Annotated in this window: 11 protein-coding genes; 10 read left to right on the forward strand and 1 reads right to left on the reverse strand. The window is 43.6% G+C overall.

The window, feature by feature from the left end:
• The first annotated feature begins 156 nt into the window (after positions 1-156).
• Both KQI87_RS05480 and KQI87_RS05485 read left to right on the forward strand, forming a co-directional pair.
• Positions 157-2,391: a hypothetical protein gene (locus KQI87_RS05480; protein WP_216459232.1), complete on the forward strand. Its 2,235-nt coding sequence runs from the start codon at positions 157-159 to the stop codon at positions 2,389-2,391.
• Positions 2,392-2,439: 48 nt separating this feature from the next.
• Positions 2,440-4,344: a GHKL domain-containing protein gene (locus tag KQI87_RS05485; RefSeq protein WP_216459233.1), complete on the forward strand. Its 1,905-nt coding sequence runs from the start codon at positions 2,440-2,442 to the stop codon at positions 4,342-4,344.
• 40 nt (positions 4,345-4,384) lie between these two features.
• Here the strand turns inward: KQI87_RS05485 and KQI87_RS05490 are convergent, their stop codons facing one another.
• Positions 4,385-5,107, reverse strand: coding sequence for a LytR/AlgR family response regulator transcription factor (locus tag KQI87_RS05490; protein ID WP_216459234.1), 723 nt, complete (start codon positions 5,105-5,107; stop codon positions 4,385-4,387).
• 305 nt (positions 5,108-5,412) lie between these two features.
• Here KQI87_RS05490 and KQI87_RS05495 point away from each other — a divergent pair, with 305 nt between their 5' ends.
• The 8 genes from KQI87_RS05495 (at position 5,413) to ftsY (ending at position 15,733) form a co-directional block, all read left to right on the forward strand.
• On the forward strand, positions 5,413-6,246 hold the full coding sequence (locus tag KQI87_RS05495) for a hypothetical protein (protein ID WP_216459235.1): 834 nt from the start codon (positions 5,413-5,415) through the stop codon (positions 6,244-6,246).
• Between the two features lie 273 nt (positions 6,247-6,519).
• Positions 6,520-8,337, forward strand: coding sequence for an ABC-F family ATP-binding cassette domain-containing protein (locus KQI87_RS05500; protein ID WP_216459236.1), 1,818 nt, complete (start codon positions 6,520-6,522; stop codon positions 8,335-8,337).
• 4 nt (positions 8,338-8,341) lie between these two features.
• Entirely contained in the window at positions 8,342-8,503 is a 162-nt protein-coding gene (locus KQI87_RS05505) for a hypothetical protein (protein WP_216459237.1), read from the forward strand.
• A 277-nt stretch (positions 8,504-8,780) separates the two neighbouring features.
• Positions 8,781-9,821 carry a phosphate acyltransferase PlsX gene (gene plsX, locus KQI87_RS05510; protein WP_216459330.1) on the forward strand — a complete coding sequence of 347 codons (1,041 nt, stop codon included), beginning with the start codon at positions 8,781-8,783 and terminating at the stop codon, positions 9,819-9,821.
• Positions 9,822-9,945: 124 nt separating this feature from the next.
• Positions 9,946-10,173 (forward strand): acyl carrier protein, encoded by a 228-nt coding sequence (gene acpP / locus KQI87_RS05515; protein WP_216459238.1) that lies wholly within the window; start codon positions 9,946-9,948, stop codon positions 10,171-10,173.
• A gap of 205 nt (positions 10,174-10,378) precedes the next feature.
• Entirely contained in the window at positions 10,379-11,062 is a 684-nt protein-coding gene (rnc, locus tag KQI87_RS05520; protein ID WP_216459239.1) for a ribonuclease III, read from the forward strand.
• Positions 11,063-11,206: 144 nt separating this feature from the next.
• A complete protein-coding gene (gene smc / locus KQI87_RS05525) occupies positions 11,207-14,767 on the forward strand; it encodes a chromosome segregation protein SMC (RefSeq protein ID WP_216459240.1) in 3,561 nt (1,186 codons plus the stop codon).
• A 15-nt stretch (positions 14,768-14,782) separates the two neighbouring features.
• Positions 14,783-15,733 (forward strand): signal recognition particle-docking protein FtsY, encoded by a 951-nt coding sequence (gene ftsY / locus KQI87_RS05530; protein WP_216459241.1) that lies wholly within the window; start codon positions 14,783-14,785, stop codon positions 15,731-15,733.
• Positions 15,734-15,832 lie beyond the last annotated feature (99 nt).

Here is a 15,832-nt window from a genome sequence, read left to right on the forward strand (position 1 = left end):
TGGAAAGGAACTTTTGTTACTACACCATTTTTCATGGAATAATGCAGTTTATCATATGTCTGTTGCCGAAATCTGTCAGATAAGGTAAGCTAAGAACAGAGAAAACAAAAAATTTGCGGTACATAAAAACTGTAAAAATGAAAGTATGGAAAGAATATGAGAAAACAAAAAACGGTTGGTCTGATTTTCGTGATAGCCCTGTGTCTGGCAGGCATATGGGGACTGAAAGTAAATATGACAGTCTGGGGTGCTGTGACAGAGGTGACTGATATTATTGCACCTCACGACATCCCGGCAGTGGCAGTAAAAGTGAATGAGGGCAGTGAAGCAATTTCTGAGAAACTGCCTGAAGTTTGCTATACGGTTTATACAGAAGCGGATACATTGCATGTTCCGGTATCCTGGGATGTTTCTGCTGTAAACATGAAATTGGCAGGTGTTTACACCATCGCAGGTGTACTGAAACTTTCACCGGAATATAATACTGATGGTATCCAGATTCCGCAGGTGAAGACAACGGTTTCTGTTCAGTATTCTGACAGACCTGATATTAATACATATTACAGGCTGACAGCAGCTGGGCTGTACATTTTTCCCTGGCTGGATCAGGAAGACACTGATACTATGAAAGCTTATCTGAAAAAGGACAATGGACAGTGGCTCGATCTCACAGAAGAGGGATTTGCTCTCTGTGATAGTGAAGGACTGTATGTGTCCAATCAGAGTTTGATCGTGGGGAATATCTATTCATTGCTTGTAACTTATGATAATGGAAAGAAACAAACAGGCACCTTGCGTTTTCTGTATCAAAAAGACGGCAGTCTTAAGATTTACAGTTATCAGTACAGCCAGCTTGGAAATATACAGAAACCGGGAAAGATAATACAGTCTTATAATACAAAAGATGAGAAAAATCTGAGTCGATGCGCGGCATACGCAGTCAGGACAGGGGGAAACCTGGAGAAAATTGAACAGGATCTGGAAGAGAGTGTCAAACTGAAAGTCAGCACTGCAGAGCAGTTTGAAAATACAGCAGAGAATCCGGAATTGATCCTGGAATCTTCCTGGGATCTGAGCCAGGTAGATACGGCAAAGAGAGGGGTGTACAAAGTTACCGGAACATTTGTGATCCCGGAAGGATATAAAGTAGTTGATGGTCTGACACTTCCTGTGGCATATGCCTATCTTTCCGTACAGAAAAAGGGTGAACCGCAGATCAATACATATAGCATGCCGACGGTAGACCTGCTGGAATTTCCTGTGCTGCTGGATGGATTTTCGACAGAGGAATGCCGGAATATGCAGGTTTACCTTTCTGAGAATAAGGGAAGTTACCGGAAGATTGACAGTGATCTGATGGAAGTGACTTCGGATGGAATACAGATTTACTACAGAGAGATATTAGAGAAAGGAAAGAACTACGATATCTGTGCTGTTTATGAAAACGGAAGCACAGGAATTTATTCATTTTCCTATAATGATGATTTTATTGTCAATGAATACTGGCATGAGAGGAACTTCTCGGACAGGGAGGAGAAAAATCTCCCTGATATTGTGCAGAAAGCGCCGGAGACATCAGCTTCATCAGGATCACAAGGCAGTAACAAAACACCATCAGATCCGTCGGAAGAAAATGAAGAGTATTCAAATGCGGGAAGTATGGGCTATCATTACAATGAATCCTACGGAAAATCTGACAGTATAAATGGACAGAGTAACAGCAGTGATAACAGAGAGTCTGCATCAAAAGCTGTAAATGTATCTGACGCAGATAATTCAGTAACGGAATTGAGTACAGATACGATTATTGCAATCAGCGGACAGAGACTGCTTCTGATGATTCAGCAGAATGGCGGCGCAAAGTTTGAGAAACAGGGAATCTCTGTGACTCTCTCTTCCGATATAGTAAATGGATGGAAGATTGGTGCAGATGATGAAATTCAGATCAGAATTGAGAAAACATCAGAATCAGCGTTCTCTCTGCGGATTTTTGTCAGAGGCGAGGAAGTGACGGAAGTTCCGGGAACAGTGATAGAGTTTCTGGTATCTGTATTTAATGGGATTCAATCACCAGAGACAGTGAAAGCAGAGGATGTACAGGGAAATCAATATGCAGTAGATTATCAGGAAAAGCAGAATATTTTGCGCGTTGAGATCAACCAGACGGGAGATTATTTTCTGACAGGCGAAGGAGCAGATGCGGTTCAGTGGGCTAAGGAACAGTCTGATGTCGGGCAGGCAGGATTTACAGAGGTCTTATTGTCTGAAGGTGAAGCCGAGAAGCGCACAGAGGATCCCGGCACACAGTTTCTGACAATGATACCGATTTTATTGGCAGTATGTGTGATTGTTTTTGCTGTAATTTTTGTACTTCGTAAAAAACGCAGATAAGATACAGGTAAAATATGAAGCACTTAAGAGCAGAAGGAGGTGGCAGCGATGAAGAAAAACTGGAAATATTCATTATTACTCATAACAGTTGTAGTTGCGGTGGCTATGGGTGTATTCTTTCTGTTCTATCGCTTTGATAATAAATATACGGCGAAGGGTGATCAGGCGATTCAGGGAATTCTGTATGTACCTGATGATGATTCCGTACATTATCTTGCCAGGGAATGGGAATATTATCCGGATGTATTGCTGACGCCGCAGGAATTGCGGGAGCATAAGGACGAATACTATAGTCGTTATGTTTCTATTGGTGAGTATGGCGGAATGGATATGGGTGATAAAGACAAATCTCCTTTTGGGAGTGGTACATATCGGATGACACTGGTGTTTCCTGAGCAGGAAAAAAGATATGCCATTGGCCTGGTAGAGATTTTTTCTGCCTACAAGTTGTATGTTAATGGAAATCTGATCGGACAGGTGGGAAATCCAGATCCTGAGAATTATCAGGAACAGATCCAAAACAGGGTATTTACCTTTGAAGGAAAAGGCGCAGTGGAAATTATGATCGCGGTGACAGATATGCATTCAGTGTCATCAGGAATTCAGTATGTGCCAGTTCTGGCTTCTCCATTTAAAGTAAATATCATCCGTGGACTGTCAATCGTGATTGATGCAGTTTATATAGCGCTTACATTTTTTATCCTGATTTTTTCCGTATATATGTTTGTACGTACCAGAAAACCGGAGATTGGATTTTTTGCCCTGCTCTGTGTCTGTGTGCTGGGATATAGTTTTTATCCCATCCTGCATACATTTGTGGCAGTAAAAGTACAGCCGAGTTATGGATTGGAAGCATTATTTTATTATCTGATGTTTGCCTGCGTTGTGCTGGTGCAGCAGAAGGTTCTGGGAGATGAGAGGAGGATCCCGGAGATTTTGGCATCTGCAATTGCTGCGGCAGGAATACTGATTTTTGTGGCAGAGCTGTTGTGCAGCAGAGCACAGTCTGCGGGCGGGCTATATCTGATCTCACACTTTACAGAGATTTTGAAGTGGGCAGTAGCCGGTTATCTGCTTTTCAGAAGTGTGAAAGAGATAAAACAGAAGCACAGCGATGTCCTTTTGGTGGGAATTGTTGTTTATGGGATATCTCTGGCGGCGGACAGAATATGGAAATTATATGAGCCGATCATTGGAGGGTGGTTTACAGAATTTGGTGCTGCAGTGCTTGTATTCAGTGTAGGACTGACTTTGTGGATGGAGCTTGCCAATGCTTACAGATTTCAGCTTGCCTATGGAGAATACAGCCGTCAGATGGAGCAGAAACTTCAGATGCAGAAACAGCACTATGAGGAACTGACCGAAAAAATGGATGAGATCAGCAGGATGCGCCATGATATGAGACACCATCTGCGTGCGCTCATGTCTTATGCACAGCAGGGAAAATATGAAGAATTGATGGATTATCTGCAGGAGTATGCTTCTGTTATGATGGAAGAAGAGAAAGTGGTCTGCTACTGCAGAAATATGGCAGTAGATGCAGTGATTCATTTCTATGCAGGAGAACTGAGACAACGGGGGATTTCGTTTGAATATGATATGATGCTGCCGCAGAATATCGGCATTTCAGATACAGATTTGTGCAAGATTTATGGAAATCTCTTGGAGAATGCAGTAGATGCGGTAAAAGAGCAGCCGCCGGAAAGTCATCCGTATGTAAAAGTGCTTACAAAGATTAAGAATAAAAAACTGCTGATAGAGATCTCGAATCCTTATTCTAATGAAATCCAGCGAAAAGACAACGGATTTTATTCAACGAAACATGATGGTTTTGGAATCGGAACGGCATCTGTGACAGAGGTGGTACAAAGAATTGGAGGTTATGTGGCCTTCAGCACAGAAGAGAGTATCTTTAAAGTGAATATCTTTCTGCCTGTAAAAACAGTGCAGTAAACAAAAAAGTTACTGACCAAGCCGGCAGTAACTTTTTTGTTTACTTATCAGAGTCTGATGAGAATAAGTATTCCAGATATGCTTTTTTTATTGCATTGGAACCACGCTTGCGTACAGTGACAAGTTCCTGATTGTCCATAACAAATCCCTCGTCAGTGGCTTCTTCTATATGATCCATATTTACGATGCATCCTCTGTAGCAGGAAAGAAAGCATTTCATTCCCACCAGAAGTTCTTCGAATTTCTGGAATGTAATGTAGGAGCGGATAATGCCTGCGTCTGTAGTATGTACCTGGACCGCGTTGCGGTAAGTATCTACATAGAGAATACTTTTGACCGGGATCTTTACAGGGGTACGGTCGGAGATCAGCTCGATGTATCTGGAGTTCTGCGACTGTCGGATCTGGATAGTAGAAAGAATCTTGCGGAGCTTTTCCGGATCAAAGGGCTTCAGCAGATAGTAGGATGCCTGTACGTCGTAACTTTCGACTGCATAAGAATCGCTGCTTGTAATGAAGATCAGAGCTGCCGGATCCTCAGCGTTGCGAAGCTTTTTGGCAGCATCCATGCCGGTCATGTTACCCATATAAATATCCATGATGATCAGGTCATAAAATTCAGGGGAATACTTCTGAAAAAAAGCTTCCGCACTGGAAAAAAGGCAGATCTCTGCGGATATATTCTGTGATTCATAATAAGAAGAAATAACAGACTTTACCTGGTTCAGATCTTCCGCAGAATCGTCAAGGATTGCAATATTCAAAAGGAGTACCTCCTAAGTTTAACTTAAACATGAGTTTTATTTTAGCTTATTTGCGGGCGTTATTCAAGTCTATTTTCGTTCTTGCGCATATGCTGGGACAGAAGTTGTTTTGAAATTTAAGGAGTTATTGTCTTGAATTTTCTGCCCCAAGGAGCAGCCTGCCAGACAGTGAGTGAACAGGAACCGTCATATTTCACGGAAAATGTCATTTAATCCCATGTGTATTGCAAATAATGTCGGAATTCCTTATAGTAATATCATAGAAATTCAAAGAAAAACATTTCAGGAAAGGGATGGTAAACAGTATGAAAAATTGGAAAAAATTAATGGCAGGTTTTTGTGCAGCAGCAATGGTTACTTCTATGGTGGCTCCGGTATGGGCAGCAGATGAGGAAGCAGCAGATGAGGAAGCAGCAGAAGAGGATACTGCTGACGATGGTGATGTAGCAGATGTATCAGAAGCAATGACCGGTATCTGGCAGGACAGTGCAGGAGATATCTACGGATTCTACAAAGACAATTCTTTCTTTGGACAGTGGGTTGAAGAAGAAACAGATGTTTTAGGTGTATACAGTCTTGCTTCAGACGGTGAGTATACAGCTCTGGCAATGCAGTTTGCAAATGATGACGGTACACTTGATGATGAGAATATGGAAACTTATCTGGTACAGATAAATGAAGAAGAGAATGTACTGGAACTTTATGATCCGGACAGCCTGGAGCTGACAGCAACTCTGGAACCATATGAGGCAACCGGTGATGAAGCAGATTATAATCAGACTTATCAGGACATGGGGGATCTTCTGACAGAGTGCTATTCCGGACAGACAGAAGCTGGGGAAACATTTATCTATGCAGCAAATGATGATGGAACTTTCTGTTCAGTACTTGTAATTAACGACCAGGATGAGTTCGTAAGCTTTATTGGTGAAGGTACTTTTGATGAAGAGAACAATACAGTGACAATTGATGATGAAGTATCTGAGATGTCTCTTACATTTGGTGTAACATTAAATGATGATAACACTCTGACACTGGATATGGGTGATCTTGGAAGCGCAACAGTAGAAGAAGCTTTTATCGCAGTTGCAGTTCAGGGACTGAAATATGCAGTTGAGAATGGAACAGAGATGAACTAAAGATTTCTTTCTCCTTTAGAAAAGAATAAGTGATTTGGGAAATGCTCCTCTCCGGGTTGTTCTGGAGGGGAGTGTTTTTTTGTGTGGCTGCAAAGGGACGCGAAGAAAAATCGTTTGTTTTGTGTATTATAATGCAATGAGCTTTTTTAATAGATAAAGGTTACTGGGGGTTTTAGAATGTCCGGGAAGATGGTATAATGAGATGCAAATTCGTTTTCATTCACAGGTGCAGGAACCGAAGGGAAACGAAAATTACGAGAGAGGTTTTTATTTATGAATATTTTGAACATAGAGCATGTTTCCAAGGTATTTGGAGAGAAAGTGGTCTTGAACGATGTTTCTTATGGAATCCATCAGGGTGATAAGATTGGTATTATCGGGATCAATGGAACCGGGAAATCTACGATCCTTAAGATTATTGCGGGGTTGGAGGAGCCGGATGAGGGACAGATCATTACGCAGAATGGTCTGCGTATCACATATCTGCCGCAGATGCCGGAATTTCCGCAGGGGTCTACGATCCTGGATTATGTGGCCGAGGGGAAATGGCAGAAGGACTGGAGCACAGAGAGTGAAGCCAGAAATGTTCTGAATAAGCTGGGGATCACAGATCATGAGGAGAAGATCGATCATCTCTCCGGAGGTCAGAAGAAGAGAGTGGCGCTGGCGAGGACTCTGGTAAATCCGTGTGATGTGCTGCTTCTGGACGAGCCTACTAACCATCTGGACAATGAGATGGTGACTTGGCTTGAGGATTTTCTGAGAAGCTTTAAGGGCGTTGTGATCATGGTTACTCATGACAGATATTTCCTTGACAGAGTTACCAATAAGATCCTGGAGATTTCTCATGGGAATCTTTATGCGTATGAGGCGAACTATTCTAAGTTCCTGGAGCTGAAAGCGGAGCGCGAGGAGATGGAACTTGCCAGTGAGAGAAAGAGACAGAGTGTTCTTCGTATGGAACTGGAATGGGCGAAGAGAGGATGCCGTGCGAGAAGTACCAAGCAGCGTGCCCGTCTGGAACGTCTGGAAGCGCTGAAGAATGGAAAAGCGCCTGTAAGGGATGCGAATGTGGAGCTGGATTCTGTTGAGACCCGTATGGGAAAGAAAACGATCGAGCTTCATCATATCAGCAAGAGTTTCGGGGAGAAAATGATCCTGGATGATTTCAATTATATTGTGCTGAGAAATCAGAGGCTGGGAATCATTGGTCCGAATGGATGTGGAAAATCAACTTTAATCAAGATTATTGATGGGATGATCCAGCCGGATGCGGGTGAGGTGGAGATCGGGGAGACGATCCGTATCGGTTATTTCGCACAGGAAGTGCCGGATATGGATACGAATCAGCGTGTAATCGACTATATCCGTGATGTGGCGGAGTATATTCCGACAAGAGATGGAAAGATTTCTGCAACCATGATGTTGGAGAGGTTTTTATTCGATTCTGCGATGCAGTATGCGCCGATCGCCAAGCTTTCCGGTGGTGAAAAAAGACGTCTGTATCTGCTGAAAGTTCTGATGGAAGCACCGAATGTGTTGCTTCTGGATGAGCCAAGCAATGACTTGGATATTCCGACACTGACTATTCTGGAGGATTATCTGGACTCTTTCGCGGGGATTGTGATCGCGGTATCTCATGACCGGTATTTCCTGGATAATATTGTGGACAGGATTTTTGCATTTGAGGGGAACGGACATCTGACCCAGTATGAAGGCGGATATACAGACTATACAGAGGCTCTGGCAAGAAAAGGGGCTGCAGTATCTGAAACTCAGAGTGCAGATGCAGGTACGGAAAAGAAGAAGGCATCCCAGGCAGACTGGAAACAGAATCGCCCGCAGAAGCTGAAATTTACCTATAAAGAGCAGAGGGAATTTGAGACGATAGATGATGATATTGCTGCGCTGGAGGAACTGCTTGAGAAACTGGACAAGGATATGGAAGCAAATGCAACCAATTCCATGAAACTTCGTGAGATTATGGAGCAGAAAGAGAAAGCTCAGGCAGATCTGGATGAGAAGATGGACAGATGGGTTTATCTGAATGATCTGGCAGAGAAGATTGAAGCGCAGAAGAATGAGAAATAAGCAGATGAGAAAAAGAAGCAGAATGAAAATGTGGATGGTATATTTCATGGTGCTTGTGATAGCAGCAGGATTTTCGGCCTGCAGGTCATCACAAAATGACGATAGTGTACCTCAGGTGGATGAAGCAGATGAAGATCTTACGCTGCCTGCTTATGAAGAAGAGTGATGATTATGGTTCACAGGTAATGTTCTGCGTATCGCAAAGTGTGTTGCCTGATACGAAGTGAACAGTGACAATGAATTTCTCAGATACTATTGACTTTACAGAGGATTCTTTAGTATCATACAGATTATGAGTGAAATGTAAATTGTATAAACGAAGATATTGCTCTTTATGGAAAATAAAATTTTATTGCTGCAGGCAGTTTGATATGAATTTTGATTTCATTGCTGAGAAGGCAGAAGTAACAGGCAGTATCGGCAAGATAACAGGAGATATAAATATGGCAGAACAGGTTAGAGTTGTGGTAGACGCAATGGGAGGGGACAATGCCCCGGTAGAACCTGTCAAAGCTGCAGTGGAAGCTGTAACAGAGAGACAGGACATAAAAGTAATACTTACAGGAAAACAGGAAGTAATTGAGAAAGAACTGGCGAAATACTCCGGATATCCAAAGGAACAGATTGAAGTTGTCAATGCATCCGAAGTGATCGAGACAGCAGAGCCTCCTGTTTTTGCAATCCGTAAGAAAAAAGACTCATCAATTGTGGTGGGCCTGAATATGGTTAAGAAACAGGAAGCAGATGCTTTTGTTTCCTCAGGAAGCACAGGCGCTGTTCTTGTAGGCGGGCAGGTACTGGTAGGCAGAAGCAAGGGAGTGGAGAGACCGCCGCTTGCACCGTTGATTCCTACTGTCGATGGAGTTGCTTTGCTGATCGACTGTGGTGCCAATGTAGACGCACGTCCGTCCCACCTGGTACAGTTTGCAAAGATGGGTTCCATCTACATGGAACACGTGGTAGGCATCAAGAATCCGCGAGTTGCCATCGTAAATAACGGTGCAGAAGAGGAGAAAGGAAATGCACTTGTCAAAGAAACATTCCCGCTTCTCAAAGAATGCAAGGGTATCAACTTTATCGGCAGTATTGAAGCCAGAGATATTCCGGCAGGATATGCAGATGTAGTTGTATGCGAGGCATTTGTTGGAAATGTAATCCTTAAATTATATGAGGGAGTCGGTTCCGCTCTGGTCCACAAGATCAAAGAGGGAATGATGACCAGTCTCAGGAGCAAAGTGGGAGCACTTCTGGTGAAACCTGCATTAAAGGAAACACTGAAATCCTTTGACGCAAGTGAGTACGGCGGAGCACCGCTTCTCGGACTGAAAGGCCTTGTGGTGAAGACTCACGGAAGTGCCAAAGCGGTCGAGATCAAGCATGGTATTTTCCAGTGCGTACAGTTCAAACAGGAGAAAATCAACGAGAAAATCGCAGAGCGTATCCTGGAGGACAAGGAAGATACATCGAAACCTAAAGCCGAGTAGAGGTAAATATGTGTTACTGCCTTTACGCTTTTTGCAGAATGAAAGGCGAACAGTAATCAAAAATTTGGCAGCAGAGTAAAAAGAAAAATATAGCTCAGATAAACAGGAAGGAGGCCTTTGTATCATGGAACTGGAGAAGATAAAAGCTATCATCGCAGAAGTTCTCAATATTGATGCAGATTCCATCACAGCAGACACTACATTTGTAGATGATCTGGGTGCGGATTCTCTTGATATCTTTCAGATCATCATGGGAATTGAAGAGGAATACGACATCGAACTGGAGAACGAATCTGTAGAACAGATCCAGACAGTAGGAGATGCTGTCGAAGCGATTCGCGCGATCAAATAAAATATGGAATAATATGGGACTGTCAGCTGGCAGTCCCCACTGGTATATTGTTTTGTAAATACCTATACCGGTTATGCAGGATCTGGAGTGAGTATACTGGTGAAAATACAGATGAAACAGGTAGTATAGTGCGATCAGATTTGCAGCCAAGGGAAGTGGAAAGTTATTTTTAGAACAATGTATTGGTATGGAGAGGAAAAAAAGAATGAACAAAAAAACAGAAGAATTAGAAGAAATCATAGGTTATCATTTTAAAAACAAACATTATCTGACACAGGCGCTGACACACAGTTCTTATGCCAATGAGAAGAAGCTTGGCAAACTGGGATGCAACGAGAGACTGGAGTTTCTGGGAGATGCAGTCCTTGAGCTGATCAGCAGCGATTATCTGTATGCAAGATTTACTCAGGTACCGGAAGGGGAACTGACTAAGAAGAGAGCCAGCCTTGTCTGTGAGCCAAGTCTTGCTTATTGTGCAAGAGAGTTTGGACTTCCACAGTTTCTGTTTCTTGGAAAGGGCGAAGACATGACAGGCGGAAGAAACAGAGATTCTATCGTATCTGATGCAACAGAAGCTTTATTGGGAGCTATCTATCTGGATGGTGGTTTTGCTAGTGCAAAGGAGTTTGTGCTGAATTTTATCCTGAATGATATTGAACACAAACAGCTCTTTTATGATAGCAAGACCATCCTGCAGGAAATCGTGCAGGAAAACGGAACACAGCCGGTGGAATACATTCTGGTAAAAGAAGAAGGCCCGGATCATAACAAGAATTTTTCGGTAGAAGCAAGAGTAAACGGCAAAGTAATGGGACAGGGAAGCGGTCATACAAAGAAAGCAGCAGAGCAGGCTGCGGCTTACCAGGCAATCCGTGTACTGAAAAAATAACATGATTGTTCATTTAGGGTTCGATAATATGCTTTTGTAAGGTGTTATTCGAGAATATTAATTTTGTAATATATCTGATAATATCAATAAAGGTGTTATTCAGGATACTATTAATGGGCAGCAATAGTAACAAACAGGAGAATTATGTATTTAAAGAATATAGAGGTACAGGGATTTAAGTCTTTTGCTCAGAAGATCAATTTTGAATTTCATAACGGAATTACCGGTATCGTAGGTCCGAATGGAAGCGGAAAGAGTAATGTCGGTGATGCAGTGAGATGGGTTCTGGGGGAACAGAGCGCCAAGTCTCTGCGAGGAGGAAACATGCAGGACGTTATTTTCTCCGGCACAGAGACAAGAAAGCCTTTAAGCTATGCATCCGTAGCGATCACTCTGGATAATTCAGACCATAAGCTTCCGGTTGATTTTAACGAGGTTACGGTTACCAGAAGGCTTTACCGTTCAGGAGAGAGTGAATATAAGATCAACGGAAGTGCCTGCAGACTGAAAGATATCAATGAGATGTTTTATGATACAGGTATCGGTAAAGAAGGATATTCCATTATCGGACAGGGACAGATCGACAGGATCTTGAGCGGCAAGCCGGAAGAGAGACGAGAACTCTTTGATGAGGCAGCAGGAATTGTTAAGTTCAAGAGAAGAAAGAATACGACCATCAAGAAGCTGGAAGAGGAACGCCAGAATCTGGTCCGTGTCACGGACATTCTTTCAGAATTGACCAGACAGCTGGAACCATTGGAGAAGCAGTCCGAGACAGCGAAGATTTATCTTGCAAAAAGAGAGGCCCTGAAAGAACTGGATGTAAATATGTTTCTCATGGAGTTTGCCAACACAGCGCAGGCTCTGAAAGAACTGGAAGAGAAGCATCATATTGCACAGAATCAGTTAGAGGAAACCCAGAAGTCCTACGATCAGACAAGGATTGAGTATGACCGTCTGGAAAAAGAGCTGGAAGACTTAAATACAAAGATGGATGCCCTGCGCATTTCCAGCCAGGAGCAGGCAATCCACAAACAGCAGTTAGAGGGTCGGATCAATGTATTAAATGAGCAGATCCTGGCAGGTGCACAGAATGAAGAGCATTACAAAGGACGACTCCAGACGATCGAGGCGGAGTTATCTGTAAGAGAATCTTCCAGAAAGAAATTAGAGGAAGAGCGTTCTGATATTTATGCACAATTAAAAGCTGTACGTACAAAGCTTTCCGAAGAGGAAGAGAAGTTAAAGACAGCACAGGAAAATATTGAAGCCTGCACACAGGAAGTGGAAGATGGCAAGAATGAGATCATTGAGATCCTCAACAGCCGTGCCAATGTTAAGGGAAAAGCCCAGCGATTCGATGCAATGATGGAGCAGGCGGACATCCGTAAGGCAGAGATCAGCCAGCGTATTCTCAGATTAAAGAGTGAAGAGGAAGAACAGCAGACTATTCTTTCCAAAGCGCAGAAGCAGTACGATGAGATTACAGAGCAGATTCAGTCTATCAACGATGAATGTGCTCAGTTGAATCAGAGTGCCTCACAGATCCAGAATAAATTAAAGGAGCAGAATGCTCAGTTAGAAGCAGGACAGACTGCGTATCACAGAGAAGCGTCACGTCTGGAATCTCTCAGAAATATCACAGAGCGCTATGACGGATACGGAAACAGTATCCGAAGAGTCATGGAGCAGAAGGAACGTGTTCTGGGAATCCAGGGCGTTGTTGCGGATCTGATCCATGTAAATAAGGATTATGAGATTGCCATTGAGACAGCATTAGGCGGAAGCATCCAGAACATTGTTACAGACAATGAGCAGACGGCCAAGACTTTGATCGAGTTTCTGAAGAAGAACAGATATGGTCGTGCGACTTTCCTGCCAATGAGCAGTATCAGTCCGCGTGGAGAATTTTCTCCGAGAGAGGCACTGAGAGAACCGGGAGTTGTAGGAATTGCCAGTGAACTGGTGACGACAGCACCACAGTATCAGCAGATTACGAAGTTTCTTCTTGGCAGAGTGCTTGTAGTTGACAATATCGACCATGCGATCGCGATTGGAAGAAAATACAGACACAGTCTGAGAATGGTTACAACTGAGGGCGAATCTTTAAGCCCAGGCGGTTCCATGACCGGTGGTGCGTTTAAGAACAACAGTAATCTTCTGGGTCGCCGCCGTGAGATCGAGGAGCTGGAGACAAAAGTCAACCAGTTAAAGAAGAATCTCCTTGAAATGCAGAAAGCAATTGAGGACAGCCGGAATCAGAGAAACATGATCCGTGATACTGTCGCAGAGTTTCAGGAGAAAGTGCAGCAGAAATATATTGAGCAGAACACTGCCCGGATGAATATTAAGCAGCAGGAAAAGAAGGCAGAAGAGATTCGTGGCGGATACGACCAGATCAATCGTGATCAGGCGGAGATCAAACGCCAGGTAATGGAAATCAGACAGGATTATGAGCGGATCACTCAGGAATTGGAGAATTCCAAACAGGATGAGAAAGAGCTGGAGAGTTTTATCGAGACGAAACAGTCCGAACTGGACGAGTGGAAAGCCGAAGAGAGCAGGATTTCCAAAGAGCTCGAAGAAATTCGTCTGCAGTCCTCATCTCTGGATCAGAAAGAGAAATTCGATCAGGAAAATCTAAGCCGACTGAAATCAGAGATGACAGCGTTTAAGACTGAGAAAGACGACATCTATGAATCTCTTGCGCACAGCAGTGAAGAGATGGAGAAGAAACAACAGACCATCGCAGATCTGAAGAAAGAGGCAGAGGAATCTGTTGTCAGCGAACAGCAGGCAAAGGAAGAGCTGGAGAATCTGCAGAAAGAAAAAGAAAGCAGAAATTCTCAGCATAAGGAATTCTTTGAAAAGCGCGACCAGCTTTCCGGCCAGATCGGTCTTCTGGATAAAGAATGCTACCGTCTGCAGGGCCAGATGGAGAAGCTGGAAGAGAGCAGAGAAGAGCGTATCTCCTATATGTGGGAAGAGTACGAGATTACTCCGAACAATGCTCTTTCTTATAGAAAAGAAGAATTGACAGACCTTTCCGAGATGAAGAAACAGGCAGCTCAGATCAAAGATGATATCCGCAGACTGGGTTCTGTCAATGTAAATGCCATCGAGGATTACAAGGAACTTCTGGAACGCCATACGTTCCTTTCCGGTCAGTATGAGGATCTGGTCACAGCAGAGAAGACTCTGGAGCAGATCATTCAGGAACTGGACGAGGGAATGCGCAAGCAGTTTTCCGAGAAGTTCGGTGAGATCCAGAAGGAATTTGACAAGGCATTCAAAGAACTCTTCGGAGGGGGAAAAGGAACACTGGAGCTGGATGAGGAGGCGGATATTCTGGAAGCGGGAATTAAGATCATTTCCCAGCCGCCGGGAAAGAAACTGCAGAACATGATGCAGCTCTCTGGTGGAGAGAAAGCGCTGACTGCGATCGCACTTCTATTCGCGATCCAGAACCTGAAGCCGTCACCGTTCTGTCTGCTTGATGAGATCGAGGCAGCGTTAGATGACTCCAATGTTGGACGTTTTGCCGGATATTTACAGAAGTTGACGAAAAACACACAATTTATTATAATAACTCATAGACGTGGAACTATGAACGCCGCAGACCGGCTTTATGGTATTACCATGCAGGAAAAAGGGGTATCTACACTGGTTTCTGTTGATTTAGTAGAGAACCAGCTTACCCAGTAACAGGAGGAGTGTCACATGGCAGAAGAAAAGAAAGGCTTTTTTAAGCGATTAGTCAGTGGACTGACAAAGACCAGAGATAATATCGTAGCCGGATTTGACAGTATTTTTAGTGGATTTTCCAGCATTGATGAAGACTTTTATGAAGAGCTGGAAGAGATTCTGATCATGGGTGATATCGGGATCAATGCAACCACTTCTATTATTGAGAATTTAAAGAAAGAGGTTTCCGAGCGTCATATCAAGGAGCCGATGGAATGTAAACAGCTTCTGATCGATGAGATCAAGGATCAGATGCGCGTGGACAGCACAGAGTACGAATTTGAGAACCGTAAATCCGTAGTTCTTGTGATCGGTGTCAATGGTGTTGGAAAGACTACTTCCGTAGGAAAGCTTGCAGGCAAGTTAAAGGATCAGGGCAAGAAGGTAGTCCTTGCAGCAGCAGATACTTTTCGTGCGGCAGCCGGCGAGCAGCTGACTGAGTGGGCACACCGTGCAGGTGTTGAGATCATCGGCGGACAGGCAGGAGCTGATCCTGCGTCAGTTATTTATGATGCAGTGGCAGCAGCCAAAGCAAGAAATGCAGACGTGCTTCTCTGCGATACAGCAGGACGTCTTCATAATAAAAAGAACCTTATGGAAGAACTTCGCAAGATCTACAGGATCCTGGAGAGAGAGTATCCGGATGCATATCTGGAGACACTGGTTGTTCTGGATGGAACTACCGGACAGAATGCTCTCGCACAGGCGAGACAGTTTGCGGAGGTTGCAAATGTCAACGGTATCATTCTTACCAAATTAGACGGAACTGCTAAAGGCGGTATCGCAGTTGCGATCCAGTCTGAGCTGGATATACCGGTGAAGTACATTGGCGTAGGAGAGAGTATTGACGATCTTCAAAAATTCGATGCAGATGCTTTTGTAAATGCGTTGTTTGATGTGGACCATAAAGAAAACCCGGACGCTTAAATTCTGTGCATCGCGAAGCGTGTTACTGCGAACGGAGTGAACAGTAACATTTTCAGAATGCCGGATTCTGGAAAATAGACAGTAATTACTTAACATTAT

Origin of the sequence: Blautia sp. MSJ-9, assembly GCF_018919065.1 — a bacterium.
Taxonomy (GTDB): domain Bacteria; phylum Bacillota; class Clostridia; order Lachnospirales; family Lachnospiraceae; genus Blautia_A.

What these genes read in the sequence shown, in the direction of transcription:
- KQI87_RS05480 (WP_216459232.1), top strand. Translation starts at nt 157, where the DNA reads ATGAGAAAACAAAAAACGGTTGGTCTGATTTTCGTGATAGCCCTGTGT.
- KQI87_RS05495 (WP_216459235.1), top strand. Translation starts at nt 5,413, where the DNA reads ATGAAAAATTGGAAAAAATTAATGGCAGGTTTTTGTGCAGCAGCAATG.
- smc (WP_216459240.1), top strand. Translation starts at nt 11,207, where the DNA reads ATGTATTTAAAGAATATAGAGGTACAGGGATTTAAGTCTTTTGCTCAG.
- acpP (WP_216459238.1), top strand. Translation starts at nt 9,946, where the DNA reads ATGGAACTGGAGAAGATAAAAGCTATCATCGCAGAAGTTCTCAATATT.
- KQI87_RS05505 (WP_216459237.1), top strand. Translation starts at nt 8,342, where the DNA reads ATGAGAAAAAGAAGCAGAATGAAAATGTGGATGGTATATTTCATGGTG.
- KQI87_RS05485 (WP_216459233.1), top strand. Translation starts at nt 2,440, where the DNA reads ATGAAGAAAAACTGGAAATATTCATTATTACTCATAACAGTTGTAGTT.
- rnc (WP_216459239.1), top strand. Translation starts at nt 10,379, where the DNA reads ATGAACAAAAAAACAGAAGAATTAGAAGAAATCATAGGTTATCATTTT.
- ftsY (WP_216459241.1), top strand. Translation starts at nt 14,783, where the DNA reads ATGGCAGAAGAAAAGAAAGGCTTTTTTAAGCGATTAGTCAGTGGACTG.
- KQI87_RS05500 (WP_216459236.1), top strand. Translation starts at nt 6,520, where the DNA reads ATGAATATTTTGAACATAGAGCATGTTTCCAAGGTATTTGGAGAGAAA.
- plsX (WP_216459330.1), top strand. Translation starts at nt 8,781, where the DNA reads ATGGCAGAACAGGTTAGAGTTGTGGTAGACGCAATGGGAGGGGACAAT.